The organism is Streptomyces sp. NPDC054796, from assembly GCF_053611545.1.
Genome location: NZ_JBSHAO010000019.1, coordinates 71,593 through 96,523, shown reverse-complemented (window position 1 = coordinate 96,523; position 24,931 = coordinate 71,593). Strand labels below are relative to the sequence as shown.

The following is a 24,931-nucleotide window of genomic DNA, read 5'->3' as shown; positions in this document are numbered from 1 at the left end:
CGGCACATGGACTTCGCATTCGACGCCCGTACGGAGGAGCTGCGCAAGCAGTTGCTCGCGTTCATGGACGAGCACGTCTACCCGGCGGAGGCGGTGGCCGACGAGCAGCGTGCCGCGGTGGACTCGCCGTGGGAGACGCCGCCCGTCGTGGAGGAGCTGAAGGCTGCGGCGCGCGAGAAGGGGCTGTGGAACCTCTTCCTGCCCGACCGCACCTACGGCGCCGGGCTCACCAACCTCCAGTACGCGCCGCTCGCCGAGATCACCGGACGCAGCCCTCGGCTGGCCCCCACCGCGCTCAACTGCGCGGCGCCCGACACCGGGAACATGGAGGTGCTGACGGAGTTCGGCAGCCCCGAGCAGCGCCGGGCCTGGCTGGAGCCGCTGCTGAGCGGCGAGATCCGCTCGGCCTTCGCGATGACCGAGCCCGAGGTGGCCTCGTCGGACGCGACGAACATCGAGACCCGCATCCGTCGCGAGGGCGACGAGTACGTCATCACCGGGCGCAAGTGGTACATCTCCGGGGCCATGAACCCGGACTGCAAGATCTTCATCGTGATGGGCAAGACCGACCCGGACGGCGAGGACATCCGCCGCCAGCAGTCGATGGTGCTCGTCCCCCGCGACACCCCGGGCGTCGAGGTGCGGCGCGCGATGACGGTCTACGGCTACGAGGACCACTACCACGGCGGGCACGCCGAGGTGATCTTCGACGGCGCGCGGGTGCCCGCCTCGAACCTGATCGGTGAGGAGGGCGGCGGCTTCGCCATCGCACAGGCCCGCCTCGGCCCGGGCCGCATCCACCACTGCATGCGGCTGATCGGCATGGCGGAGCGCGCCATCGAGCTGATGTGCAGGCGCGCGCAGGAGCGTACGGCCTTCGGGAAGCCGCTGGCCGCGCAGGGCGTGGTGCACGAGTGGATCGCGGACGCGCGGGTGCAGGTCGAGCAGTTGCGGCTGCTGGTGCTCAAGACGGCCTGGCTGATGGACACCGTCGGCAACCGGGGAGCGCACACGGAGATCCAGTCCATCAAGATCGCGACGCCGCGCGCGGTCGTGGACATCCTGGACCGCGCGGTGCAGCTCCACGGCGCGGGCGGCGTGAGCCAGGACTTCCCGCTCGCTGAGCTGTGGGCGGCGGCGCGGACGCTGCGCCTGGCCGACGGCCCCGACGAGGTGCACCAGCGCTCGCTGGCGCGGCGCGAGCTGAAGCGGTTCGCCTGACGGGGGCGGTTCGCCTGGCAGAGGCCGAGAACGGGCACGGCTGACGGAGCACAGCTGACATGGCTGGGCGCCGCCCACAGTCCCCCTCGGACCGTGGGCGGCGCTCAGCGGTGATCAGGAGCAGGCTCAGGCGCACGCCTTGTAGAACTTGCTCCAGCCGTCGGTGGGCATGGCCGGGGGCTCGCCCCAGGTGGCGTTGGTCTCGCCGTACTTGGCGTTGTCGTCGTAGTTGATGTCCTCGATGCCGGTGCCGGGCTGCCCGAGGCGCACCTCACGCTCCGCCGTGCCGTCACCTGTGTTGTTGTGGATGGCGAGGTCCGGGAGCTTGTCGCCGTTGTAGTCGGCGACCGCGAGGCCCCAGATCTCGCCGCGCTCGCCGAGACCGGCCTTCACCGTGTCGTCGGAGGACAGGTCTGTCCGGTCCAGCGGGCCGGGACGGTACTCCGCGATGCGCGCCGTGGCGGGGTCGTCGCCGCCGGACGGCTCGATGACGTTGACGACCAGGTCCAGGATGCCGTCGTTCTGGAAGTCGGCGACGGCGGCGGTCGTCTCCTCCCCCTTGTTCGCGCCCACCAGCTCGGCGACGGTGAACTTCTCGTCGAACGAGCCGCCCTTGATGCCGAACTGGACCGTCATCTTGGTGCCGTCGTTCCCGGGGTTGCTGATCCTGTCCGGGAGGCCGTCGCCGTCGATGTCGCCGATCAGCGTCGTCGCGTTCTCCAGGCACGGGGCCGAGGCGGCGGCACCGGCCTTGCTCGTGCTGCCCGTGCCACCCTCGGCCGACGGCTCGGCCGCGCCCGCCTGGACGGCGGCGGTCAGGGTCAGCGCCGCGGCGACGGCGGTGAGCGGCACGGTGACGAGGCGCGAGCGAATGCGAGGCATTGCGAGTTCCTTTCGTTGCTGGTGCGAGGTGTGATGCGGCACCCGCACCGCGAGTTCACAGGTGGTTCGCCGTGTGACGAGCCCGTGACAAACGGGGGATCTACGGGGTGACGTGAGGGATGACGTGCGGGGTGACGTACGGGGTGACGTAAGGGGCCGGGGCCGCGCGGCGGGAACCCGTTGGAGCCTGTCGGTAATGCCACTGGGGAGCCGTCGGACGCGGTTCTAGCGTGTGGACGTTCCCGCGAAACGCCCGGCGCTTCCGCACTCCGGGGTGCGCCGTCGCACCGTCACGCCCAGGAAAAGGCACCCGCATGCAATACCTCATGCCGATCGTCATCGGTGTCCTGTACGCCCTGCTGATGTCCCTCGTACGCGAACCGCACCGGCGCCGCTTCAACGCGATCATGGTGGCCGGAGCCGGGGCCGCCTATCTGAGCGGTGGCGGCATGGGAGGCTGGGAGCCGGCGTTCGCGGCCGTCGTCGCCTACGTCGCCTACCGCGGCCTGGAGTCGTGGACGTTCATCGGCATCGCCTGGCTGCTGCACACCGCGTGGGACATCGTCCACCACCTCAAGGGCAGCCCCATCCTCCCCTTCTTCCACGACTCCTCGCTGGGCTGCGCGATCTGCGACCCGGTCATCGCGCTGTGGTGCCTGGGCGGGGGCCTGACACCCCGCGAGATGCTGCGGCGCCTGCGCGGCCGGCGCGGCCCGCGGGGTTCCGCGCGGGCCGCGCAGGTGCCCGCGCTCCAGGAGCAGGGGCACTGAGCCGGTACTGAGCCCGGAGAGCGCTCTCCGACGGGCGTGTTATAAACATGCTCATGCGCGAAGCCCCACGGACGGTCTCCGGTTCGGCTGGTTCGCCCACGCTCGAAGACGTGGCCCGGGTGGCAGGAGTCTCCCGGGCCACCGTCTCGCGCGTCATCAACGGCACCCGCAACGTCGCTCCCCGCATCCAGGAAGTGGTCAGGGAGGCCGTCGCCACCACCGGCTACGCGCCCAACAAGGCCGCGCGCTCCCTGGTCACACGGCGCTCCGAGTCAATCGCGCTGGTGGTCTCCGGCGCGGGCGGCGACGAGGACGCGGCGGCCCTCGCGCGCAACGTGTTCGCCGACCCCTTCTTCGGCCGGGTCGTCGCCGGGGTCGTCAGCCATCTGCGCCCGCGCGGCATGTACCCCCTGCTGATGGTCGCCGAGGCCGGAGAGACCCGCGATCAGGTCGTCTCGTACCTGCGGCAGGGCAACGCGGACGGCGCCCTGATCGTCTCCACCCACGCGGGGGACCCGCTGCCCGCGCTCGTCACCTCGGCCGGGCTGCCCGCCGTGCTCTTCGCGCGCCCCTCCACGCCCGTGCCCATCAGCTACGTCGACCTCGCACACCAGGACGGCGCGCGGCTCGCGGCCGAACACCTGCTGGCGCGCGGCTGCCACGAGGTGGCCACGGTCTGCGGCCCGCTCGACGTGCCCGCCGCGCAGGACCGGCTCACCGGGTTCCGTGAGGCGATGGCGCGACGCGGGCACGCGTATGTGCCGGTGGCCGAGGGCGACTTCACCCAGGAGAGCGGCGAAGCCGCCATGGAGCGGCTGCTCGGCGAACACCCCCAGCTGGACGGGGTGTTCGCCGCCAACGACCTGATGGCGCAGGGCGCCTGCCTGGCACTGCGCCACCACGGCCGACGGGTGCCGGAGGACGTGGCCGTGCTCGGCTTCGACGACAGCAGCGCCGCGCTCGCCTGCCGCCCGCCGCTGACCACGGTGCGGCAGCCCGTCGAGGCCATGGGCGCGGAGATGGCGCGGCTCCTGGTCGAGCGCATCGAGCACCCCGAACTGCCGGTGACCTCCGTCATCTTCGACCCCGAACTGGTCGTCCGGCAGTCGGCCTGACGTACCTGACGCACCGGGCCCGCCCCCGGACCGCTGCCGACGGTTTCCCCGGGGGCGGGCGTCTTATGGGGTGGGGGTGGGCGTCGGGCTGGGTGCGACGGTGGTGAGCTGGAGTGTGCGCCCGCTGACGAGCGGTGCGGTGAGGATGACGGTGCGGCCCTCGTGTTCCAGTGCCTTGCCGATACGTGAGTGCCGGGCGTGCCACCAGCGCCGAGGGGCGAGGAGGGTACTCAGGCAGTCGCGGGTGGCGCCGTCGACGGTGATGCGCTCACCCTTGTCGCGGAGGCGGAGGGGGTGGCAGGCGTGTGCGGTCAGGAGGGTGGCGAGGTTGCCTTCCATGATCTCGATGACCTGCCCGGACGGCATGGGGCGCGGATAGCTGGTGAGGAAGACGGGGCCGTGGGGCAACTCGTACATGAGGCGCACGGCCCGGTCCTGGATGCGGCGCATCACGAAGTGGGGTGCGTGGCCGTCGAGGACGGCGACAGGGAAGCCCGAGGTGGTGGCCCAGCCGTGGGGGTCGTAGAAGACATCCTCGGGGTCGGCGGGGATGAGGACGGTGTGGTCACGAGGCACAGGGTTGCTCCGGTCAGTTGCGGGTGAGGGTCACGGTGCGGGCACCACCCGCAGGGCGGGTGGTGGTTCGGCGTCCGGCTCGGACTCGGTGTCGGTGGGGCGTTTCCCGGCGCCGGAGAGGACGGCGATGGCGCGGGCCAACTCCTCACCCGTCACGACGACGCGGTCCAGGGCGAACCCCACATAGCGCCGGTGCCGGGCACACAGCCACAACGGCCGGTAGTACGGGCTCGACCCCGCGGTGACGTGTTCGCGTACGTCTCCCTCGTGCCGGTCCTCGGCCACGTCGCACTCGTGGGCGGGCTCGTCCGGGGTCACCGGTTCACCTCCGGTGTCTGCTGGCGTACGGCCTCCAGCGCGGCCCGCAACGCCTCCACCGAGGTGCGGGCCCGGTCGTGTCCGGCGAGCCAGCGCATGCCCGGCCCGTGGGTGCACTGCGGGCCGGGCATGAACAGCCATGCACCCGTGCTCAGATACTCGGTGCCCGGCTCGAACCAGCCCCTGCCACCGCAGGGGATCAGGAAAACGAGGCGTCCGTCGTCCTCACAGAAGACGGCTGCTGAGTCTCCGAGCTGCGCGAGGACGGCCCTGCCGAGCGGGCCGGGCATGCGCACCGCGTCCCAGTCGCGCCCAGCGGGCCGGATCTCCCAGCTCATCCGCGCGGGCGGGATGCGAGGGCTCACCGTCGAGGGCCCTTCCGGGTGCATCGCGAACACTCGCACGGCGGGAAGACGCTGCTCATAGGCAGCGGATCCGGGATCGGATCGGCTACGACGAGAGTCGCCGGACCACGCTCCAGCGTCCGCGAGTCCACCGTATAGATCGTCATCGTCAGCCCCGGGTGACCGTTGACTGTCTCAGCCGTCGTACTCATCCGGGAGCCACCACCCCACGCTGCTGCGGAAGGTCGGTGCGCGAGGCCAGGAGACGGGAGAGCGCCGCGTGCAGTAGATCGGCCTCGACACGCGACAGCACCAAAGGGGCGTCGCCCTGATGGCCATCGATCTTGTAGAGAGACAGGGGGATACGGATCTCCCCGGTCGCCGTATCGGTGGTCGCTACGGCCCCATCCTGGGGTGAGGCATGCCAGCCCCGGATACCGCCCATGCCAGCTCCTTCACTGCGCGGTCAGGAGCTTGCGACCGTAGAGGCGGCCACGCACGAACAGGGGGACAATCTGTCCCCCTGTCCCCCGCTGTCCCCCTTCTACGGGGCGGCGATCCCGACCTTCACAGCGAGGTCTCCCGCCTCCTCCCGCAGGGCGCGCGGCGCCTTCCGCCACAGTTCGGCCGTAGCGGTGCGGGCGGAGGGCGTGTACGCGACGGTCTCCGCGCCGATCGTGTGCGCACGCTGCATGACGTGCAGCGCGGCCGTCGTGTCCCCCCGCTGGAGGTGCCCGCGCGCGACCTCGACCCACAGCCGGGCGCGCCGTTCGATGGAGGGCATGACGTCAGGGTCGATGTCGTCGGCCAGGCCCAGGGCCTTGTGGGACTTCTTCAAGTCGGTGGCGACGCTGACCTCGTGGAAGTCCACGTTCGCCCGGCCGAACACCGTCGAGGGGTGCACATAGCTGGCGGGCAGGGACTTCGCGGTCTGGTGCCCGGCATCCCAGTACCGCCAGGCATCGCCCTCGCGCCCCTCGCGCGCGCAGGTGACAGCGGCGTGCAACTGGAGCGCGCCGTAGATGCCGCGCCAGTCGTCCGGGGCCCCGTCCAGGTGCGGGCGGATGAGGTCCGTGGCATCGATCGCCGTACGCAGGGCCTCCTCCGGGTACGCGGTCTCGCGCAGGATGTTGCCCATGTTCCACGCCGCAGCGGCTATGGCGGCAGGGGCGTCGGCCTGCTGGGCTGCGGCCAGCGCCCGGTCAGCCACGACCCACGCCAACTCCGCCGGAGCCACGTACGCGGTGGCCTGCCCGGTGAGCCGGTACGTGTCGGACAGCGCTACCAGCGCGGCCCGGCGCTCCGGCCCGTCCAGAGTGCGGGCTGCGGACTCCGTCTTCCTGATCAGCTCCGGGAGCAGGGCGCCGACTTCGGTCCTGTTCTGCTTGGAGGTGTGCCACAGCCGCCATGTCTGGTCGACGCGGCCCTGGAGCAGGGACACGTCGACCGGCTCGGCTGCCTCCGGGGTGATGCCGCGGTTCATCACGGCCGCCCAGATTTCCGGCATGGCCGGGTGGTTGAGCCTGCCGAGCGGTACGGGCTGCACGATGTCGGAGTCCCCTCCGGTGAGGGCGGACAGGTCGGCGAGCTGAAGCGCGGCGGCCACGCGCAGGAGCAGAGTGTAGGAGTCGAGGTCGCGCTCGCCCGCCTCGATCTTCTTGAGCCAGTCAGGGCCGCGGCCACACAGTCCGGCGAGGACCGCACGGCTCATGCCGCGCGACTCGCGGAGGTGACGGATACGTTCGCCGGTGCTGAGGTCTGATGGAGCGTCGTCGTGCTGGGGCATACCGGGCCTCCCGTTCTCGACCTAGACACTCGTGACGGTACGCCCCCGGCCGCTGCCGGGGCAGTGGCCGAGGGCCCTCATCACCCGGTGAGGGCCCTCATCACCAGGTGGGGGCCCTCGTCACGCCGGGCCCCGCGCCCGTTCAGGCGTAGACGCCGAACTCGTGGAGCGAGTACCCCCACCCCGTGCCCCGCGCGGTGCCGTGCACCCGCACGTAGCGGCCCGTGGCGTTGACGTCGAGGCTGTCGATGCCGCCGTTGCCGTCCGTGGTGGTGTGGACGGTGCGCCAGTCCTGGCCGTTGTCGGAGACCTGGAGCGTGTACGCCTTCGCGTACGACGCCTCCCAGGCGAGCTGCACGTGCCGGATCGCGGTGGCGGCGCCGAGGTCGACCTGGAGCCACTGCGGGTCGCTCCAGTCACTGGCCCAGCGGGTGACGAAGTCGCCGTCCGTCGCCTTGCCGGGGTTGCAGGGGCAGTCGCCGTAGTCGGGCTGGAACGAGGAGGCCGTCGTGGTCTTCCCCCTGGCCACGTTGGTGCCGTCGACGGGCGGCGGGACGACCCTGACCGAGGCGGTCTCGATGCCCACGTTGCCCTTGCCGTCCTCGGCCTTCACGTACACCTTCCAGACGCCGAGCCGGTCCGGCGCCGTCACCTTGAGGGTGCCGTTCCCCTCGTGGGTGAACCTGGCCTCGGTCAGCGCCCCTGAGCCGTCGACGTACTTGCCGCCGAGCAGCACCTTGTACGAGACGGCGTCCCCGTCGGGGTCCTTCGCGGGGGCCCGTACGGTGAAGTCGCGCCCGGCCGGGACACCTCCGGCACCGTCCACCATCATGTTCGCCATGACGGGCGGGGTGTTGGCGCCCGCGCCGCCGCCGTACGCCTTCTTCACCGCGTAGTAGGACAGCCGCTTCTGGCCGCCGGGAAGGAGGTTGAACCAGACGCCGCCGAAGTCGTGCTCCGTCCCGTAGTGGAAGAGAGTGGCGCCCAGAGCGACGCCCCTGTGCCCGGTGACGCACTCCCACGCCTTCGTGTAGCCCTCCGCCTTTGCCGTGTCGGCGGGCTCGCGCGGCACGCCGTTGGCGTCGTCGGGCACCTCCCACTCGCCCGGGGGGCCGCCCTCGGTCAGCAGGTACGGCTTGGTGTAGCCGCCCGCCTCCCAGTCCGCGCGGACCCCGCAGCCCGCCTGGTAGGCGTTGACGGAGTAGAGGTCGAGGTCGGGGGCGTTCTTCTGGTAGTAGGGCCAGGCGCCCGTCCACGCGTCGGTGGAGGTGACGGGGTGGTTGGGGTCGATGGAGTGGATCTTCTTGGCGACGTCGTTGACGAAGCCCGTGTAGGCGTCGCGCTGCGCCTCCAGCTCGGCGCCCGAGAAGCAGTTCTGGAGGCCGAGCACTGACTCGTTGCCGACGTTCCACATCAGCACGCCCGGGTGGTCCTTGTACGCGGAGACCCATTTGGGGAACTCCTCCAGCATCGCGTTCTTGTACGCGGTGTCGGTGCGGTAGTCGACGCACCCGCCGCTGCCGGGCCCGCCGCCTGGCTGGAGCCAGAACCCGGCGACGACCTTGACCCCGTTGGCCGCCGCCGCGTCGAGCAGCGGCTTGCTGCTGGCGTCGGTGCCCCATGTCCTGACCGTGTTGGCGCCCATGGACCGCACGTCGGGCATGTACGTCGCCGCTTCGGCCATGGGTGGGCCCCAGGTGAGGCCCTTGACCTGGTACGGAGCTCCGTCGACCTGGAGCTGCCAGTCGCCCTGCGAGCCGGTCACCTTCACGACGCTGCCGACGGCATACGCCTCGGGCGCGGGCAGCCCGGCGACGGCGGCCCCGAGCAGCGCGACCAGCGCGGCGACGGCACCGCGCCGCCACGGGCCACGGATGGCGGGGCCGGAGAGGGGGGAAGCGGACACGGGGATCTCCTGGGGTGGGAGTGAGAGGGGTGGGAGAGCGCTCTCCGTCGCAACCTGCGGATGCGGTGGCGGCGGGGCACTGAGATGACGGTCCGGGACGGTTACGGCAGCTCGTAGTCCGCGTTCAGCGCCGCGCCCTTTTCGGGGTGTGCCTGGTCGTAGCCGCGCGCGTCGCACTGGAGGCCGCCCACGACGCAGTGGTTCACCAGCGCCGCCAGCGTCGGCTCGTCCCAGGCATTGAAGAAGTCGTAGTGGAACGAGTAGCCACGGCCGCTCGACAGCCGCACCCCCGACATGTCGCCGTCCACGGGGAACGCCATCTTGAACTCGACCATGGGCACGGCCACGGGGTGGCTCGCCGGGCAGACGTCGGCGTTGTCCCTGACCACCGGGTACGCCATGTGGCTCTTGTGGTCGGGAGTGTCCAGATACTTGCCGTCCCAGCAACTGGGCGCCTGGTAGCGGACGTTGAGCTGACTGCCCTCGGGGCAGTGCGCCGGGAAGTCCTTGTTCTTGAACGAGTCGCCGCACTCCCAGCCCTCCACGGAGGCGTCCAGGAACTCGTCGGCCGACTGGGACGGGCTGCCGACCACGAACCGCAGCCCTTTGGGGAACGGGCGCACGCTCGTGTAGTCGAGCACGCCGGACTTGTAGTAGATGACCTGCGGCCCGACGGGCCGGACAGGAGTGTCGCCGTCGTACAGCGTCGGCATCCAGTACGCGGACCTGTCGCCGGGCGCCTTGCACTCGGTGCCGCCGGCCGCGAGCGAGGCCGTGGTGCTGTACGCGTCGGTCGTCGTGTTGCCCATGAAGGTGTGGTCGTGGGACCTGCCGGGCTGCCCGGGGTAGACGATCGGGTCGTCGGGCGCGGTGTGCGTCACCGAGCAGTTGGCCTGGAACTCGTGGAAGTACGCGTGCGGCGGGACCTTCGTCGAAGGCTCGACGCCGGTGACGGGCGGGTTCGCCGGGATGTAGCCGTCGCCGTCGGGGTCGTCGCCCGACGCGCGGAGGGCGCCGGAGGTGCCGGAGGTGGCGTGATGGCCGCTGTGCGCGGCGGCCCCGCGCGTCTCGGGCGAGGCCGTGGCGCTGATGGTGGTGACGCCGAGCGCGACCATCGCGAGGGACGTGGCCACCAGTAAGCCGGAGAGAACGGTGGATCTTCGGAGCATGTGGACCTCCATGCCGCTGTGCGGGCGCATCGGCCCACAGGGGGCGCGGGCCGCGCGGAGGGATGGGCCGTACGGGGGCGGGGGACGAGCCGTACGCGAGGGAACGGGCCGTGCCGCGACGCGCGCTCCCCGCGAGCGGCGGCCGGGGACGTCGGCAAACCGTTCCAGAGCGGGAGAGCGCTCTCCAAAGCGACCTCAGTGTTGCGCCGGTGCCGAGAACATGTCAAGAGTCGACGACGCGACGGCTCCGGGCGGGCGCGCGGCGTTCACCGCACGATGACGGGACGCGGGCGCAACGCCCCGGAACGACCGCGCGGGACGCGTCGGCCCCCGTCAGAGGGCCCACGCGTCCCGCGCTACGTTCCGTGACCGCTCAGGCGGCCGTCGTCGGGACGACCACCACCCGGCCCGTGGTGACCCCGTCGAAGACCCGCTGGACCGCGTCGGCCGCGCCGTCGAGCGGCACGCGCTCGCTGATGAGGGGCTTGATCGCGCCCTCGGACGCGAGCTTCGTCAGCTCCTCGTGGCAGGCGCGGACCGCGTCGGGGTCCTTCGTGTTGTAGAGGCCCCAGTGGAGACCGAGGATCGAGTAGTTCTTGACGAGGGCGTGGTTCAGGCCCGGGGTCGGGATCGCGCCGCTCGCGAAGCCCACGACCACGATGCGCCCCTCGAAGGCCACGCACTTGGCGGACTTGGTGTAGGCGTCGCCGCCGACCGGGTCGTAGATCACGTCAGCGCCCCGGCCGCCCGTGGCTTCCTTGACGGCGGCCACGATGTCGTCCTCGCGCCGGTCCACGACCACGTCGCAGCCCAGCTCCCGCGCGATGCGCGCCTTCTCCGCGCCGCCGACGACGCCGATGACGCGCGCGCCCGCCGCCTTCCCGAGCTGTACTGCGGCGCTGCCCACGCCCCCTGCCGCCGCGTGCACGAGCAGCGTCTCGCCGGAGCGCAGTCCCGCGCGGCGGTGCAGTCCGAACCAGCCCGTCTGGTAGCCGATGTGCAGGGCCGCCGCCTCCGCGTCGTCCAGCGACTCGGGAGCCGGGCGGGCGCTCTCGGCGCTGACCACGGTGCGTTCGGCGAAGGCGCCCGTGGGCAGCACCGGCTGGGCGATGACGCGCTCGCCGACGGCGGGCGCGCCCTCGGTGCCCTCGCCGACGGCCAGCACCTCGCCGCACAGTTCGACGCCGGGCGTGAACGGGAAGGGCGGCCGTACCTGGTACTCGCCGCGGCACAGCAGCGCGTCGGGGAAGTTGACGTTCGCGGCGCGCACCCGCACCAGCAGTTCGCCCTTGCCAGGATCGGGCTCGGGGGCCTCTTCCAGCCGCATCACCTCGCGCGGCTCGCCGTTCGTGTGGACGCGCCATGCCTTCACGGGGGCTCCCTCCGCCCTGGACCGGTGGACCGGGCTTGTTCGTGTCGTACGGCTTGCACTGTGCGGCTGCCGGGTGCCGTTACGGGCGCAGCGCCCGCATCAGCAGGTCGGCGAGGTGGTCGGCGACCTCCTGCGGGGTGAGCCGACCGTCGGGGCGGTACCAGCTGCTGAGGTGGTGGACGGAGCCGAAGTGGTAGTCCACCACGAGGTCGGCCGGTGTGGCCGTGCTGAACACCCCGCTCTTCTGCCCCTCTTCGATCAGGGCCCGGAAGCGCTCGTGGTAACGGCGGCGTTCCGCGCGTACCAGCTTCTGCTTGTCCGGGCTGAGCTGATGCATGGAGCGGAAGAAGATCATCGCGTCGTCGAGGTTGTCGATGGTGGTGACGACGACATCGGCCGCCGCCCCGCGTACCCGCTCCTCGATGGGCGCCTCGGATCCCGCGTACGCGTCGAGCCGCTCCTGCTGGAGACGCAGCAGCCGGCCGTAGATCTCGTGCAGCAGATCGTCCTTGGAACCGAAGTAGTGGTAGAGGGCGCCCTTGGTGACGCCCGCCGCCTCGACGATCTCCTGCACGGAGGTCCTGTCGTAGCCGCGCTCGGCGAAGAGCCGGGTGGCAGCCGCCATCAGTCGCCGCGGGACCGGCGCACCTGTGGGCCCGCCCTTCTCCGCCGCCTTGGCCTTCGCCGTGGCCATGGCCGTCACCTGCCTCTCGTCCGTGCTCTCGCGCGCCGTGCGCGGGTGCGTGCGTCTGCGCGTGTCCGTCCGCGCCGGGTGCGGTGCGCGTGCCGCTCCCGGCCCAGCCGTGCGGGTACCCGGGGCGGCACCGCGTGCTCCTACGCGTCGCTCCCCTGGCGGGAACGCAGCTCCCGACGCAGGATCTTCCCACTGGTGGTCTTCGGCAGCTCGGGCAGTATCTCGATCTCGCGCGGGTACTTGTACGCGGCGAGCTGCGCCTTGCAGTGCTCGACCAGCTCCTCTGCCAGCTCCGACGGCTCGGCCCGTGCCTCGGCGCGGAGGCTGACGTACGCCTTCACACTCTCGCCACGGTAGCTGTCGGCCACGCCGACGACGGCGGCCTCGCGGACGGCGGGGTGCGCGTAGAGCACGTCCTCGACCTCGCGCGGCCACACCTTGAAGCCGGAGGCGTTGATCATGTCCTTCTTGCGGTCCACGACGTAGAGCCAGCCGTCGGCGTCCATGAAGCCGATGTCCCCGGTGAGCAGCTCGCCCTCGGGCAGCGCAGCGGCCGACTCCTCGGCGCGTCGCCAGTAGCCGGGGACGACCTGCGGGCCGCGCACGGCGATCTCGCCCAGCTCGCCGAAGGGCACCGGCTGCCCGTTCTCGTCGAGCACGCGGACCACCGTGTCGGGTCCGGGGACGCCGACGGCCAGGGTGCCGGAGGCCGGGTCGACCGGCGCCTCCTTGTCCGGCGGTACGGAGGCGCAGGGCGCGGTGCACTCGGTGAGGCCGTAGCCGTTGCGGATGTACGGGCCGAAGGCGGCGCGGAACTTCTCGACCAGCGCCGGGGGCAGCGGAGCACCGCCGGAGGAGATGAACGAGAAGGAGGCGAAGTGGTCCCTGCTCACCCCGGGGTGCGCGGCGAGCGCCATGAAGGCGGTCGAGGGGCCGACGGTGAAGGCGGGCCGGTGCTCCAGGAACGCGTCGAGGACGACGCCCGCGTCGAAGCGGTAGGCGAGCGCGAGGGTGCCCCGGTTGGCGATGACGGGCGCGAGCTGGCACACCATGCCGGTGATGTGGAAGAGCGGCGCGAGCGCGAAGATGCAGGCGCCCTCCTCCAGGCCGCCGCCGACGCGCTGGCGCTCGGCGTTGTAGGCGATGTTGGAGTGCAGGTTCATGGCGCCCTTGGGGGCGCCGCTCGTGCCCGAGGTGTAGCTGATGAGCGCGGTGTCGGCGCCGGTCAGCTCCCGTCCCCCGGGGGCCGGGGCGCCGCTGCGCGCGACGGCGAGGAGGTCGTCGGCGTCGTCGGCGCGCGGGGCGCGCTCGAAGCCGAGGACGCGGGGGTCGTCGCGGGTCTGGAGGTCGCGTTCGCAGGTGGTGAGCGCGATGCGGACGGGCGAGTCGGAGGCCGTCGCGCGCAGATACGCCTCCCAGGCGCGGTCGGAGCAGACGAGCGCGGTCACCTCGGCGTCGCGCAGGACGTGGGCGACCTCGCGGTCCTTGTACATCGGGTTGACGGGCACGACGGTGCCGCCCGCCTTCCATGCGCCCAGGAGCGCCAGCGCGAACTGCGGGCTGTTCTGGAGGACGAGGGCGACGCGGTCGCCGTGCCCGAGGCCGCGCGCCGCGAGGTGGGCCGCGATGCCGTCGGAGAGTGCGTCGGCCTCCTCGTAGGAGAGCCTGCCGTCGAAGTAGGCGAGGAAGGTGTGCTCGGGCGCGGCGGCGACGGCGGAGCGGAAGGCGTGCAGGATCGTCTCGGGCGGCGCGACGGGTGCGCGCTGTGCCTCGTTGAGCTGGCTCAGCCAGGGCATGTCCTCGTACGTGGTCATCGCGCGCTCCCCTCGCCCGCGCCCGCTCCGGTTCCGGCGGCGGCGCCGGTCGCCTCGTCGGCTGCGGCTCCCGACCCTGCCTCGGTCTCGGCCAGGCGGCGTTCCAGCTTCTGCTGGAGGCGGTTCATGCCGCCGAGCCACTGGTCGGGCTGTGCGGCGCGCGCGGCGTAGTAGTCGGCGGTCTCGGGGTGCGGCAGCACGAGGAAACGGCCCTCGGCCATGGCCGCGAACACGGCGTCGGCCACGTCGTCCGGCTCGATGGCGGTGGGCACGAGGACCAGTTCCCCGGCGGGCCCCGTCTCGCGCAGCATGTCGGTGCGTACGCCCTGGGGGCACACGGCGTGCACGTCGACGCCCTTGTGCCGGTACGTCAGCGACAGCCACTCGGCGAAGGAGAGCGCCGCGTGCTTCGTCACGCTGTAGGGCGCGGCGCCGACCATCGTGAGGAGTCCGGCCGCCGAGACGGTGGAGATGAACCGGCCGCTGCCGCGCTCCACCCAGCCGGGGATCAGCTCGCGGGCGGCCCTGACGTGGGCCATCACGTTGACGTCCCAGGCGGCGTCCCAGATCGCGTCGGGCGCCTCGGGGCCGCCGCCTACGCCGATGCCCGCGTTGGCGCAGAAGGTGTCGACGGTGCCGCCGAGCGCCTCGCGGGCCTCGGGGACGACGCTGGAGGCGTCGCCGGGCACGGGGATGCCGCCGATCTCCTCGGCCACTGCCTTGGCCTTGGCCTCGTCCAGGTCGTTCACGACGACCCTGGCGCCCTCGGCGGCGAAGCGACGGGCGAGTGCCGCGCCGATTCCCCCTCCGGCGCCGGTGACGACCACCCCGCTGTCGCGCAAAGACTCCATGCCCGGTTCCCCTTCGCTTCGCTTCGTCGACTCTGACCCCGCGCGGGCAGACTAACCAGTCGGTATGTCATGGGGGAAGGGGCTGAGGACGGCTCTGTGCGCACGCCCAGCGGGACCGGCCGCGCGGCGGTCCCCCGCACAGCCGGGACCGTCGGCCGGTGGGAGCCGGGAGCTCCGTCCCCGCCGCGAGGTGTCCCGCCAGGTGTCCCGCGAAGCGTCTCGGAGACCGAGACGGGCCGTCCCGGCTATTGACTGCCGACCACGCGCACGACCAGGGTGCGTTCGTGAAAAACCATGCTGGACCAGCGAAGAAGGCGCCCTCGGAGGCGGACGGCGCGGCGCGGGAGACGCCGGAGAACGCGGAGAAGCCGGAGAACATGCGGCGCGTGGCCGTGGCGAGCTTCATCGGGACCGCGATCGAGTTCTACGACTTCTACGCGTACGGCACCGCCGCCGCGCTCGTGCTCGACTCCGCGTTCTTCCCGAACCTCAGCCCGCTCAACGCCACCCTCGCCGCGTTCTCCACCTACGCGGTCGCGTTCGTCGCCAGGCCGCTGGGCTCGCTGGTCTTCGGGCACTTCGGGGACCGGGTGGGCCGCAAGTCCGTGCTGGTCGCCTCGCTGCTGCTGATGGGCCTGTCCACCGCCTTCGTCGGACTGCTGCCCGGCTACAGCACCCTCGGCATCTGGGCGCCGCTGCTCCTCGTGCTGCTGCGCTTCCTCCAGGGCATCGGGCTCGGCGGCGAGTGGGGCGGGGCCGCGCTGCTGGCCGTCGAGCACGCGCCCGCCAAGCGCCGCGGCCTCTTCGCCGCCTTCCCGCAGCTCGGCCCCTCGGTGGGCTTCCTCGCCGCGACGGGCATCTTCTGGGCGCTGTCGGCCGGGCTGGACGACGACGCGTTCCGCGCCTGGGGCTGGCGGGTGCCCTTCCTGCTGTCGTTCGCGCTGGTCGCCGTCGGCCTGTTCGTACGGCTGCGGATCAGCGAGACGCCCGTCTTCCAGAAGGTGATGGACGCGCAGGAGGCGAGCAAGGCCCCGGCGCTGGAGGTCTTCCGCCGCCATCCGCGCGAACTCGCGCTGGGCGCGGGCGGGATGATCGTCGCGTACGGGCTCTTCTACACTGCCACCACCTACTGCCTGAACTACGCGACCAAGGGCCTCGGCGTCCCGCGCAGCACCATGCTGGGCCTGTCCATGGTGGCCTGCCTCTTCCTGGCGGCGGGCACCTGGCTGGCCGCGACCCGCTCGGACTCCGGCGGCAGACGCCGCCTCGTCCTCGCGGGCTGCGGACTCTCCGTGGTGTGGGGCCTCGTCCTCTTCCCGCTGCTGGACACGGAGCAGCCGGTACTGATCGCGCTGGCGCTGGGCGGGGCGCTCTTCTGCATGGGCGTGGTCTACGGGCCGATGGGCGCGTATTTGCCCGAGCTGTTCGGCACCCGGGTGCGCTACTCCGGCGCCTCCCTCGCGTACAACCTCGGCGGCGTGCTGGGCGGCGCGGTCGCTCCGCTGGTGGCGACGCGCCTCCAGTCCTCCTTCGGCTCGGGCGCCGTGGGCTGGTACGTGTCCGCGATGGCCGTCGTCTCGCTGGTGTGCGTGCTGCTGCTGCCCGAGACACGGGAGCGCGATCTGACCTAGCCGGTGCCGGTACCAGGGGGTGCCTCAGTCCCGTCCCTGCCGCGACGTCTGGCACGCGTGCTCGGCGGCGTCGAGCGCGGGCGCGAGCGGGGCCAGCGCCGCGCGGAGCCGGTCGGGCAGCGAGCCGGAGGGCACGACCAGCCCTCCGGCACCGGAACTCCCGGCGGCCTCCGCACCCCCGCCAGGATTCCCGGCGGGGTTTCCGGCGGGCCGGAGCCAGTCCTCCAACGCGATGCGGACCGCCGCGGCCACGCTCGCCGCGAGCACGCGGGCCGTGTGCGCCCCGGCGTCACCCGCGCGTTCGGGCAGTCGCTCGGCGATCACCGCCGTGAGCGGGGGCTCGATGTCGGCGGTGGCGTCGAGGAACGCGTCGCGCAGCGCGGTCCGGGTGATGATCAGCAGCAGTGCCTCGCGTTCACGCCCACCGGAGTCCGTGTACTGCTCGACGACCGCATCGGTGACGGCGTCGGCCAGGCGCACCTCGGCGGCCCGTGCCGCGACCGCCGCCGCGATCCGCGCCTCCCGGTCCGCCGTGACGGCGGAGACAATGGCCTGCTCGCGGCTGGCGAAGTAGTTGTTGTAGGTGCGCGGCGAGACCCCGGCCGCCTCGGCGATGTCCTCGACCCGCACCTGGTCGGGCCCGTGCTCCACGGCCAGGCGCAGGGCCGCCTCGCGCAGCGCCTCACGCGTGGCCCGTTTCTTACGCTCCCGCAGCCCTGGTGGTGTTGTCGTCACGGTGCCACCGTCCCACACGAAGTTGCGCGCTCGCAAACTTGCGTGCACGCACTTTCCCTGTCAGCCTCGACCCGCCGGGAAGGACCGACGGGGAGGACGCCACCGTGCGAGCACGAGGAATGACCTACGACACCGGATTCGTCGTGGACGGCCGGACATCCCGCGAGCACTTCGACCCCGCCGTCGTCCGGCGCGAACTCGCCATCATCCGCGACGACCTGCACTGCGACGCGGTCCAGATCATCGGCGGCGACCCGGGCCGGCTGGAGTCGGCCGCCGACGCAGCCGCCACGCTCGGCCTGGAGGTCTGGTTCTCGCCCTATCCGCTGGAGCTGCGCCCGGAGCAGATCCTCGCGCTCTTCCGCGACTGCGCCGAGCGGGCCGAACGGCTCCGGCGGCGTGGGGCCACGGTCGTGTTCGTCGCGGGGGTCGAGCTGAGCGTGATGAACCACGGGTTCCTGCCAGGGCAGAACCCCGAGGAGCGGGTCGGGCATCTGATGGGACGGCCACCCGAGCGGCGGGCCGAGGCGATGCGCGAGCTGGGTGCGCGCGTCAACGCGTTCCTCCGCGACGCCGCGGCCACGGTGCGCGAGCACTTCCAGGGCGAGCTGACGTACGCGGCCATCCAGTTCGAGCAGGTCGACTGGACCCCCTTCGACATCGTGACGTTCGAACTGCTCCGCTCCGCCGAGGTCGCCGACCGGTTCCGGGAGGCGGTGCGCACCCTCGCCCAGGGTCCCAAGCGGCTCGCCGTCACGGGGTTCGGCACCGCCGCCTACCGGGGCGCGGGCGACCGGGGCGGGCGGGTGCTGGAAGTGGTCGAGCACGACCCGGCGACCAGGGCCCCCGTGCGGCTGAACGGCGTGTACGAGCGCGACGAGGCGGGCCAGGCCGCGTATCTGAGCGAGCTGCTGGAGATCTTCGAGACCAAGGGCGTGGACAGCGCGTTCGTGTTCCTGTTCGCCCTGCCCGGCTACCCGCACCGCCCGGACGGCGACCCCAGAGACGACCTGGACCGGGCAGGTCTGGGCATCGTCAAACTCCTCGAAGGGCGCCGGGGCCGGACCTACCCCGACATGGACTGGGAACCCAAGGCCGCCTTCGCGGCGGTGGCGCAGCGGTACCGGAGGTGACGGGCCGGGCATGACGTGCCCGGGGCGAAGGGCCGAGGGCGCGTCACTTCCGTAACGTGCCGGAGAGGCGAGTCACGTCCGTCACGCCAATGTCCTGCGGCCACGCACGGCACGCCCCTACCATCGGAGCCGGGCCGTCCGCGCGGCGCCGGACACCGCACTTCTTCACTGGGTGAAGGCCACGCAATTGCTGTGAGACTCCGGTGGGGAAGGTGCCGAAGATAAGACCGGCGTAAAGACCGAAGTTAAGACGGGAGTTAAAGCCGGGGCCCGAAGGTAAGTAAGTGATGAGAATCCCGGGGATTCCCGTGAATTCGAGATTGCCCCCGCCGACTCGGGGTACCTCACCCGATCCGCGCAGGTAGAGCACTGTGGAGAGAGACCGGGCGAGTTCCGGGGTGAGCCTCACAGGGAGTCGGACGAAAAAAGATTTCGTATCCGGGATCCGATGAGGCGGCCGGTACGTCATATCCCCGACGAGTCCGGGTCCTCTCCGTCGGAGGTGGGATGATTGGCTGGCTTCAGAGCCCTCGCACAGCAGGTCCGGGATCCAGGAAGGGATCCCTCGCAGCGCCGCCAGGCGCTCCGCAAGTGTCTGGAGCGCTTCGCGCCCTACGGGCACCGCGCGACATGGCACCACCTGTGTGCCAGCAACGGGTTCAGCCCGGACGACCGTGAGCCCGATCCGGCGCTGCTGATAGCCGCGCTGGAAGAGCTGGAGGAAGCGCGGTCGGTGTGGCTGGCCTACGAGTCGGAGGTCGCCGCCAGGCGCAGACGGGAGAAGCACGACGGGATCAGAAAGCCCACCTCTCTCGACGAGTGGCACCGCCTCACCTGGGGCGGACGATCACTTCTCCCCTGTGACCCCTCAGCTCCCCCGAGCCCGCGCCTCGCTGACGTGCTGCGCCGCATGATCTCCTCCATGGACGCACGCGCCCGCTTCGACGGCCGGCTCACCCCCCGACTAGGCCGAGGCGCCATGGTGACCTCCCGAGGCTAGTGCGAGTATGCGCCGTACTACCGACCAGCCGAGCCAAGTGGCTTGCGCGAGGAGGGGAACGGCGTTGACCGAGCTGCATGATCTGACGGCGACCGAGCAGGCCGAAGCGGTCCGTACGGGCACGGTCTCGCCCGTAGAGCTGACCGAGCACTATCTGGACCGCGTCGACCGGCTCGGTGCCGGGCTCGGCGCTTTCATCACCGTCACCCCCGAACTCGCGCGTGCCCAGGCGGCCGAGGCGGAGACCGCGGCGCTGGCCGCGCGCAAGGCGGGCGAGGAGCGGCACGCCCTCGGGCCGCTCCACGGGGTGCCGGTGCCGGTCAAGGACCTCAACCACGTGGCCGGGGTGACCTGCACCTACGGTTCCGCGGCCTTCACCGGCCACGTGCCCGAGACCGACGACCACATCGTGCGCAGGCTGCGCGAGGGCGGCAGCCCGATGACGGGCAAGACCAACACACCCGAGTTCGGCCTGCCCTGCTACACCGAGAACCTGGTCGCGCCGCCCGCGCGCTCCCCGTGGGACACGGAGCGCTCGGCGGGCGGCTCCAGCGGGGGCGCGGCGGCGGCGGTCGCTGCGGGCCTCGCGCCCGTCGCGCAGGCCAGCGACGGCGGCGGCTCCATCCGGATACCCGCCTCCGTCTGCGGCCTGTTCGGCATCAAGCCCAGCCGTGGGCTGGTGAGTTCGGGGCCGGTGCTGCACGACGTGACAGGGCTGGCCACGGCGGGCCCGCTGGCCCGCACCGTCGCGGACGCCGCCGCGCTGCTCGACGTCCTCGCGGGGCCCATGCCGGGCGACCCGTACGCGGCGCCCGCGCTGCCGCCCGGCGAGACGTACCGGGCGTGGGCCGACGCGGACCGCGCGCCCGCACGACTACGCGTCGCCCATCTGAAGCGGCCCGCCGTGCCGGGCGTCACCTCGCACCCCGAGTGCGAGGCCGCGGCGCGGGAGACGGCTGCGCTGCTGCGCACCCTGGGACACGAGGTCGACGAGATCGACATCCCGGCCGACGAACGGCTCGCCGGTGCCTTCACCCACGTGTGGTCGGTGATGGCCGCGATGCGCCCGCTGCCCGCGGGCAGCGAGGAGTCGCTGATGCCGCTCACCCGCCATCTGCGGGAACTGGGCGGGCAGGTCTCGGGCCCGGAGTTCGCGCAGGGCCTGTACGCGCTGCGTGCGACGGGCCAGCTCATCGCCGACGCGCTGATGGTGCCGGGCACCGGCTACGACGTGATCCTCTCCCCCACCCTCGCGAAGCTGCCCGCGCCCGTGGGCGGGCTGCGCGTGGACGACGACCCGAAGGCCGAGTTCGCGGGGCTGACGCACTACACGCCTTTCACCGCGCTCTACAACTCGACGGGCCAGCCCGCCGTGTCGCTGCCGCTGCACTGGACGGACGACGGGCTGCCCGTGGGCGTGATGCTGGCGGGCCGCTACGGGGAGGACGCGCCGCTGCTCGCCCTCTCGACGCAGTTGGAGGCGGCCCGGCCGTGGGCGGAGCGCAAGCCGTCGATGTGGTGAGGGCGGCGACGGGCGCCGACCACGGCGGGAGGGCCTTCGGGCGTTGACACGGGAGGGGCGCCGCAGCATGCTGAGCAAGCGCTTAGTGGCTGCGCCCGTGCGGGCGGCCGGTGGCGCGAGGTCTATCGCTCTCTCGCTTTGGAGGTTGCAGGAATGGCGGAGCCCCGGGTCTTCACCTCGACGGACGAGCTGGCCGCCGCGGTCGGCGAGGAGTTGGGCACCAGCGACTGGCTTACGATCGACCAGAAGCGCGTCGATCTGTTCGCGGACGCGACGGGTGACCATCAGTGGATCCACGTCGACCCCGAGCGCGCCAAGGACGGCCCCTTCGGCACGACCATCGCGCACGGCTATCTGACGCTGTCCCTGCTGCCCGCGCTCGTCCCGCAGATCATGCGCGTCGAGGGCATGAAGATGGGCGTCAACTACGGCGTGAACAAGGTCCGCTTCCCCGCCCCCGTGCCCGTCGGCTCCCGGCTACGCGCCCGCGCCGAACTCTCGGAGATCACCGACGTCGGCGGCGGCGCCGTGCAGGTCGCGGCCAAGGTCACGATCGAGCGGGAGGGCGGCGACAAGCCGGTCTGCGTCGCGGAGACGCTGAGCCGCTACTTCTGGTGAGCGTGCGGCACGTCCGCGTGGGGCACGCCCACATGCGGCACGCCCACGTGGGGCGCACCCGCATGCCGCACGTCCGCTTCCGGTCCCGCCCCGTGCCCGTCAGCGCGGGGCGGGCGCGGTGACCATGCGCAGGACGAGGTCCGCGTAGAGCGCGCCGATCTCCTCGGGCGTGCGGCGGCCCTGGGGGCTGAACCAGCGCGCTACGTCGATGCACAGCGACATCACCGCGAGCGTCGTCCCCCGGATGTCCGCGATCGCGAATTCGCCCGACGCCTCGCCGTCCTCCAGGATGCCGCGCAGCAGTTCCTCGCTGCGCCTGCGCAGGCCGACGATCTCGGCGTAGTGCTCCTCGTTGAGCGCCGACAGTTCGTACTGCACCACGCGCGCCGTCGTGTGGTGCTCGGCGTGCCAGCGCACGAAGGAGCGCACGGCGCGGACCAGCCGCACGGGCGCGTCCTCGCCGTCCCCGGCACTGTCCCCGCCCTCGCCGTCCGTCCGCGCGGCCTCCGTCAGGATGCGGACCGACCGCTCGTGGCCGACGCGGCTGATCTGGTAGAGCAGCTCTTCCTTGGTCTTGTAGTGGATGTAGAGCGCGGCCGGGCTCATTCCGGCGCGGCCCGCGATGTCGCGGGTCGTGGTGGCGTGGAAACCGCGTTCGGCGAACGCCTCCACCGCGCCGAGCAGCAGCCGTCGCGCGGCGTCGGGGGTGACGCCGCCGAAGGAGTCGTCGGGCGTCGTGCTCGCGCCGTCGCCGCCGTCACCGCTGTCGTCGCCACCGCTGTTCTCGCCCGTCGCGACCTGTGACTCCGTCTCCGATGCCATCTCTCGCTCGCCCTTCCCTCTGCCGGGCGAACACCATACATCGGCCGCTGAGCACCTGCTTAGACGTCATTTCGTTCGACGCGTACGGGCCTGCGGCCTGACCCGGCGCTGCCTACCCACGGCTGGGTCAGGCTGGGTGTCGCGAGGCCGCCCATACTCGAGGCCATGGACGGAAAAAGGCAGCTCGGGAGCTTTCTGCGGGCCCGGCGCTCCCAGTTGCGCCCGGAGGACGCCGGGGTCCCCACCTACGGGGAGCGGCGGCGCGTGCCAGGGCTACGGCGCGAGGAGCTGGCGATGCTGGCAGGGGTGAGCACCTCCTACTACACCCGGCTCGAACAGGGACAGTCGCTGAGCGCTTCGCCCGAGGTGCTGGACGCGATCGCCGGGGCTCTGCGGCTGGACGAGCCCGGGCGGCAGCACCTGCACGACCTGGGCCGGGTGGACAGGCAGCGCGTCCGGGCACGGCGGCCCGCGCCGGAACGGGTGACGGAGGCGACGCGCCAGTTGCTGGACGCGCTGGGCGAGGTGCCCGCGATCGTGCTGGGACGGCGCAGCGACGCGCTGGCGTGGAACCGCCTGGGCCATGCGCTGTTCGCCGGGCATCTGGACCCCGATGCCCCTGACCTGCCGGCACGGCGTCCCAACATGGCCAGACTGCTGTTCCTCGACCCCCATGTCCGTGACCTGTACGCGGACTGGCCGGGCAGGGCCAGGGCGGTGGTCGCGAATCTGCGTCTGGTGGCGGCCCGGCATCCGGAGGACGTGGCACTGTACGCGCTCCTGGGCGAACTGTCCGCGAAGAGCGCCGAGTTCGCCGCGATGTGGGCCGAACACCGGGTCAAGCCCTGCACCGTCGGCGCGAACGAGATGCGCCATCCTCTGGTCGGGTCCCTGACCGTCATCCTCCAGACGTTGAGCAGCGGGCAGGGGTCCAGCGTGGTGGTCGCCACCACGGAAGCGGACTCGCCCTCGCGGGCCGCGCTCGCTCTGCTCGCCCAGGCCACCGACGAGACCACCAGCACGGCCACCAGGCGGCCTGGCCTCTCCTCCGGCGCGGCACAGCAGCGGCCCCGCGCGGACAAGAAATAGCCCCCGCCCTCACCCCCACCCCCACCCCCACCACACGCATGCGCCACGGCACAGGAGAAGAGATCATGGCCACTTACGTACTCGTCCACGGCGCCGGACATGGCGGCTGGTCCTATCAGAAGGTCGCCCGTCTGCTGGAGGCCGCGGGCCACACCGTGTACTCCCCGACCCTGACCGGACTGGGCGAACGGTCACACCTCGTGAGTCCCGGTGTCGATCTGGACACGCACATCACCGAAGTGGCCAACCTCCTCTTCTACGAGGACCTGAGAGACGTGGTTCTCGTCGGTCACAGCTACGGCGGCACGGTGATACGGGGGGCCGCCGACCGCGTCAGCGACCGGGTCGGGAAGCTCGTGTTCCTCGACGCCCCCGACGGCCGCTCGCAGACCGAGGCGTTCCCCCACCTCCTCAAGGAGAGGGAGAACAGCCGGGTGGTCGAGGGTGTCGAGCTCGTGCTCTTTCCCAGCGAGGACCTGGTGAGGTTCTTCGGGGTCACGGACCCCGAGGACATCGCGTGGATGCTGCCACGCCTCACCCCTCAGCCGTGGAAAACCCTTGAGCAGCCCCTCGTCCTGAACAACGGGCCGGCGGTGGAGACGATACCGCAGTACCGGATCGTCTCCGCCACAAGTCTGGGTCTCGGCATCCACGACGAGGAGCTGATGGCCAAGGCACGCGCCGAAGGCCGGTTCTGGGAGATCGACAGCGGACACGATCTCATGATCAGCGAGCCTGGCGCCGTCTCCGGTCTGCTGACAGAGATCGCGTCCGCAGCAGTCCGGACCACAGGCGGAGCGCAGGCGTCGGCCTAGGAAGTCCGCCGGACACGGGCAGGCGGCGCGACGGGCGGATGGTGAGCGGTGCTAGTTTTTCGCGTCGCGGCTCTACGATGAGGCGCATGGCCCGCCCACGTAAACCCCTGCTCAGCCGCGAACGGATCGTCGCGTGCGCGCTCGCGCTCGTCGACGCGGAGGGGCTCGGGGCGGTCTCCACGCGGCGCCTCGCCGCCGAACTCGGCGTCAGCGGCCCCTCCCTCTACAACCACTTCCGTACCAAGGACGAGATCCTGGACGCGGTGGCCGACGAGGTGTGCTCACAGGTCGATCTGTCGATGTTCGAGGACGGCACGGAGTGGCGGGCCGCGCTGCTGGGCTGGGCCCGCTCGTACCGCGCGGCACTCACCGCGCACCCCAACATCGTCCCGTTCCTCGCGCAGGGCCCGGGGCGCAGGCCGAGCCAGTTGCGGATGGCGGACGCGGTCTTCGGCGCGATGACGGCGGCGGGCTGGCCCAAGGTGCAGGCCACCCACATCGGCGCCACGATGCGCTACTTCGTGGCGGGCTCGGCCCTCGGCTCCTTCGCGCGCGGCTTCGTCGACGACGCCGACGTCTACGCGCGCGACTACCCCCACCTCGACGAGGCCCACCTCCTCGCCGAGCACCAGCAGCGCATCGACGACGGCGCGTTCGAGACGGGGCTCCGGGCCCTGGTGGACGGGCTGGCGCAGCGCTTCAGCAGATGAACGGCTCACGGCTCAGCGAGGAGACGTCGCAGGAGCGC

Annotated in this window: 24 protein-coding genes and 1 pseudogene; 11 read left to right on the top strand and 14 right to left on the bottom strand. The window is 72.0% G+C overall.

Going from position 1 to position 24,931, the window contains the following annotated elements; translation table 11 throughout:
- Nucleotides 1–6: 6 nt before the first annotated feature.
- Entirely contained in the window at nt 7–1,221 is a 1,215-nt protein-coding gene (locus ACWGJ2_RS18155; RefSeq protein ID WP_453347100.1) for an acyl-CoA dehydrogenase family protein, read from the top strand.
- Nucleotides 1,222–1,347: 126 nt separating this feature from the next.
- Here ACWGJ2_RS18155 and ACWGJ2_RS18150 read toward each other — a convergent pair whose 3' ends face one another.
- Nucleotides 1,348–2,103, bottom strand: coding sequence for an FG-GAP repeat domain-containing protein (locus ACWGJ2_RS18150; protein WP_453347099.1), 756 nt, complete (start codon nt 2,101–2,103; stop codon nt 1,348–1,350).
- A 314-nt stretch (nt 2,104–2,417) separates the two neighbouring features.
- On the opposite strand from ACWGJ2_RS18150, the gene ACWGJ2_RS18145 reads away from it, so the two are divergent.
- A complete protein-coding gene (locus ACWGJ2_RS18145; protein WP_453347098.1) occupies nt 2,418–2,873 on the top strand; it encodes a DUF6010 family protein in 456 nt (151 codons plus the stop codon).
- Between the two features lie 53 nt (nt 2,874–2,926).
- Nucleotides 2,927–3,988 carry a LacI family DNA-binding transcriptional regulator gene (locus tag ACWGJ2_RS18140; protein WP_453347097.1) on the top strand — a complete coding sequence of 354 codons (1,062 nt, stop codon included), beginning with the start codon at nt 2,927–2,929 and terminating at the stop codon, nt 3,986–3,988.
- Between the two features lie 63 nt (nt 3,989–4,051).
- Here the strand turns inward: ACWGJ2_RS18140 and ACWGJ2_RS18135 are convergent, their stop codons facing one another.
- From ACWGJ2_RS18135 to ACWGJ2_RS18085, 11 genes are all read right to left on the bottom strand, one after another.
- Nucleotides 4,052–4,564 (bottom strand): hypothetical protein, encoded by a 513-nt coding sequence (locus ACWGJ2_RS18135; protein ID WP_453347096.1) that lies wholly within the window; start codon nt 4,562–4,564, stop codon nt 4,052–4,054.
- 30 nt (nt 4,565–4,594) lie between these two features.
- Nucleotides 4,595–4,882, bottom strand: coding sequence for a hypothetical protein (locus ACWGJ2_RS18130; RefSeq protein ID WP_453347095.1), 288 nt, complete (start codon nt 4,880–4,882; stop codon nt 4,595–4,597).
- Nucleotides 4,879–5,247 (bottom strand): hypothetical protein, encoded by a 369-nt coding sequence (locus ACWGJ2_RS18125; RefSeq protein ID WP_453347094.1) that lies wholly within the window; start codon nt 5,245–5,247, stop codon nt 4,879–4,881. Before ACWGJ2_RS18125 ends, ACWGJ2_RS18130 begins: the two co-directional genes overlap by 4 nt.
- A gap of 187 nt (nt 5,248–5,434) precedes the next feature.
- Nucleotides 5,435–5,671, bottom strand: a complete 237-nt coding sequence (locus ACWGJ2_RS18120; protein WP_453347093.1) for a hypothetical protein — start codon at nt 5,669–5,671, stop codon at nt 5,435–5,437.
- A gap of 99 nt (nt 5,672–5,770) precedes the next feature.
- Entirely contained in the window at nt 5,771–7,012 is a 1,242-nt protein-coding gene (locus ACWGJ2_RS18115) for a helix-turn-helix domain-containing protein (protein WP_453347092.1), read from the bottom strand.
- A gap of 142 nt (nt 7,013–7,154) precedes the next feature.
- Complete coding sequence (locus ACWGJ2_RS18110) at nt 7,155–8,852, bottom strand: discoidin domain-containing protein (RefSeq protein WP_453347146.1); 1,698 nt, start codon at nt 8,850–8,852, stop codon at nt 7,155–7,157.
- 167 nt (nt 8,853–9,019) lie between these two features.
- A complete protein-coding gene (locus ACWGJ2_RS18105) occupies nt 9,020–10,033 on the bottom strand; it encodes a DUF1996 domain-containing protein (RefSeq protein WP_453347145.1) in 1,014 nt (337 codons plus the stop codon).
- A gap of 427 nt (nt 10,034–10,460) precedes the next feature.
- A complete protein-coding gene (locus ACWGJ2_RS18100; RefSeq protein WP_453347091.1) occupies nt 10,461–11,459 on the bottom strand; it encodes an NADPH:quinone oxidoreductase family protein in 999 nt (332 codons plus the stop codon).
- Between the two features lie 79 nt (nt 11,460–11,538).
- Nucleotides 11,539–12,153: a TetR/AcrR family transcriptional regulator gene (locus ACWGJ2_RS18095; RefSeq protein WP_453347090.1), complete on the bottom strand. Its 615-nt coding sequence runs from the start codon at nt 12,151–12,153 to the stop codon at nt 11,539–11,541.
- A gap of 140 nt (nt 12,154–12,293) precedes the next feature.
- Nucleotides 12,294–13,967 (bottom strand): class I adenylate-forming enzyme family protein, encoded by a 1,674-nt coding sequence (locus ACWGJ2_RS18090; RefSeq protein WP_453347089.1) that lies wholly within the window; start codon nt 13,965–13,967, stop codon nt 12,294–12,296.
- Nucleotides 13,964–14,818: an SDR family oxidoreductase gene (locus ACWGJ2_RS18085; protein ID WP_453347088.1), complete on the bottom strand. Its 855-nt coding sequence runs from the start codon at nt 14,816–14,818 to the stop codon at nt 13,964–13,966. The genes ACWGJ2_RS18090 and ACWGJ2_RS18085 overlap by 4 nt, the downstream gene beginning before the upstream one ends.
- Before the next feature lie 377 nt (nt 14,819–15,195).
- Here ACWGJ2_RS18085 and ACWGJ2_RS18080 point away from each other — a divergent pair, with 377 nt between their 5' ends.
- Nucleotides 15,196–16,449, top strand: a complete 1,254-nt coding sequence (locus tag ACWGJ2_RS18080) for an MFS transporter (RefSeq protein ID WP_453347144.1) — start codon at nt 15,196–15,198, stop codon at nt 16,447–16,449.
- Between the two features lie 24 nt (nt 16,450–16,473).
- Here the strand turns inward: ACWGJ2_RS18080 and ACWGJ2_RS18075 are convergent, their stop codons facing one another.
- Complete coding sequence (locus ACWGJ2_RS18075) at nt 16,474–17,184, bottom strand: TetR/AcrR family transcriptional regulator (RefSeq protein WP_453347087.1); 711 nt, start codon at nt 17,182–17,184, stop codon at nt 16,474–16,476.
- Between the two features lie 119 nt (nt 17,185–17,303).
- On the opposite strand from ACWGJ2_RS18075, the gene ACWGJ2_RS18070 reads away from it, so the two are divergent.
- From ACWGJ2_RS18070 to ACWGJ2_RS18055, 4 genes and pseudogenes are all read left to right on the top strand, one after another.
- Nucleotides 17,304–18,317 (top strand): hypothetical protein, encoded by a 1,014-nt coding sequence (locus tag ACWGJ2_RS18070; protein WP_453347143.1) that lies wholly within the window; start codon nt 17,304–17,306, stop codon nt 18,315–18,317.
- Between the two features lie 511 nt (nt 18,318–18,828).
- Nucleotides 18,829–19,245 (top strand): annotated as a pseudogene (locus ACWGJ2_RS18065) (hypothetical protein); the annotation flags it as partial.
- A gap of 136 nt (nt 19,246–19,381) precedes the next feature.
- Nucleotides 19,382–20,839, top strand: coding sequence for an amidase (locus ACWGJ2_RS18060; protein WP_453347086.1), 1,458 nt, complete (start codon nt 19,382–19,384; stop codon nt 20,837–20,839).
- A gap of 153 nt (nt 20,840–20,992) precedes the next feature.
- Nucleotides 20,993–21,457 (top strand): MaoC family dehydratase, encoded by a 465-nt coding sequence (locus ACWGJ2_RS18055; protein ID WP_453347085.1) that lies wholly within the window; start codon nt 20,993–20,995, stop codon nt 21,455–21,457.
- 99 nt (nt 21,458–21,556) lie between these two features.
- Here the strand turns inward: ACWGJ2_RS18055 and ACWGJ2_RS18050 are convergent, their stop codons facing one another.
- The gene (locus ACWGJ2_RS18050; protein ID WP_453347084.1) at nt 21,557–22,279 is read right to left on the bottom strand and encodes a TetR family transcriptional regulator; all 723 of its coding nucleotides are present in this window, start codon (nt 22,277–22,279) and stop codon (nt 21,557–21,559) included.
- A gap of 165 nt (nt 22,280–22,444) precedes the next feature.
- On the opposite strand from ACWGJ2_RS18050, the gene ACWGJ2_RS18045 reads away from it, so the two are divergent.
- The 3 genes from ACWGJ2_RS18045 to ACWGJ2_RS18035 all read left to right on the top strand — a co-directional run bounded on the left by ACWGJ2_RS18045 (nt 22,445) and on the right by ACWGJ2_RS18035 (nt 24,893).
- Nucleotides 22,445–23,368, top strand: coding sequence for a helix-turn-helix domain-containing protein (locus tag ACWGJ2_RS18045; RefSeq protein WP_453347083.1), 924 nt, complete (start codon nt 22,445–22,447; stop codon nt 23,366–23,368).
- Nucleotides 23,369–23,433: 65 nt separating this feature from the next.
- Nucleotides 23,434–24,183 carry an alpha/beta fold hydrolase gene (locus ACWGJ2_RS18040; RefSeq protein ID WP_453347082.1) on the top strand — a complete coding sequence of 250 codons (750 nt, stop codon included), beginning with the start codon at nt 23,434–23,436 and terminating at the stop codon, nt 24,181–24,183.
- Nucleotides 24,184–24,269: 86 nt separating this feature from the next.
- On the top strand, nt 24,270–24,893 hold the full coding sequence (locus tag ACWGJ2_RS18035; RefSeq protein WP_453347081.1) for a TetR/AcrR family transcriptional regulator: 624 nt from the start codon (nt 24,270–24,272) through the stop codon (nt 24,891–24,893).
- Nucleotides 24,894–24,931: the final 38 nt, after the last annotated feature.

Bases quoted from the DNA above. Each gene is read 5' to 3' on its own strand.
- ACWGJ2_RS18105 (WP_453347145.1), bottom strand. From the start codon at position 10,033: ATGGTCGCGCTCGGCGTCACCACCATCAGCGCCACGGCCTCGCCCGAG.
- ACWGJ2_RS18070 (WP_453347143.1), top strand. From the start codon at position 17,304: ATGACCTACGACACCGGATTCGTCGTGGACGGCCGGACATCCCGCGAG.
- ACWGJ2_RS18035 (WP_453347081.1), top strand. From the start codon at position 24,270: ATGGCCCGCCCACGTAAACCCCTGCTCAGCCGCGAACGGATCGTCGCG.
- ACWGJ2_RS18040 (WP_453347082.1), top strand. From the start codon at position 23,434: ATGGCCACTTACGTACTCGTCCACGGCGCCGGACATGGCGGCTGGTCC.
- ACWGJ2_RS18150 (WP_453347099.1), bottom strand. From the start codon at position 2,103: ATGCCTCGCATTCGCTCGCGCCTCGTCACCGTGCCGCTCACCGCCGTC.
- ACWGJ2_RS18145 (WP_453347098.1), top strand. From the start codon at position 2,418: ATGCAATACCTCATGCCGATCGTCATCGGTGTCCTGTACGCCCTGCTG.
- ACWGJ2_RS18095 (WP_453347090.1), bottom strand. From the start codon at position 12,153: ATGGCCACGGCGAAGGCCAAGGCGGCGGAGAAGGGCGGGCCCACAGGT.
- ACWGJ2_RS18055 (WP_453347085.1), top strand. From the start codon at position 20,993: ATGGCGGAGCCCCGGGTCTTCACCTCGACGGACGAGCTGGCCGCCGCG.
- ACWGJ2_RS18085 (WP_453347088.1), bottom strand. From the start codon at position 14,818: ATGGAGTCTTTGCGCGACAGCGGGGTGGTCGTCACCGGCGCCGGAGGG.
- ACWGJ2_RS18045 (WP_453347083.1), top strand. From the start codon at position 22,445: ATGGACGGAAAAAGGCAGCTCGGGAGCTTTCTGCGGGCCCGGCGCTCC.
- ACWGJ2_RS18090 (WP_453347089.1), bottom strand. From the start codon at position 13,967: ATGACCACGTACGAGGACATGCCCTGGCTGAGCCAGCTCAACGAGGCA.
- ACWGJ2_RS18155 (WP_453347100.1), top strand. From the start codon at position 7: ATGGACTTCGCATTCGACGCCCGTACGGAGGAGCTGCGCAAGCAGTTG.
- ACWGJ2_RS18120 (WP_453347093.1), bottom strand. From the start codon at position 5,671: ATGGGCGGTATCCGGGGCTGGCATGCCTCACCCCAGGATGGGGCCGTA.
- ACWGJ2_RS18050 (WP_453347084.1), bottom strand. From the start codon at position 22,279: ATGGCATCGGAGACGGAGTCACAGGTCGCGACGGGCGAGAACAGCGGT.
- ACWGJ2_RS18080 (WP_453347144.1), top strand. From the start codon at position 15,196: ATGCGGCGCGTGGCCGTGGCGAGCTTCATCGGGACCGCGATCGAGTTC.
- ACWGJ2_RS18140 (WP_453347097.1), top strand. From the start codon at position 2,927: ATGCGCGAAGCCCCACGGACGGTCTCCGGTTCGGCTGGTTCGCCCACG.
- ACWGJ2_RS18115 (WP_453347092.1), bottom strand. From the start codon at position 7,012: ATGCCCCAGCACGACGACGCTCCATCAGACCTCAGCACCGGCGAACGT.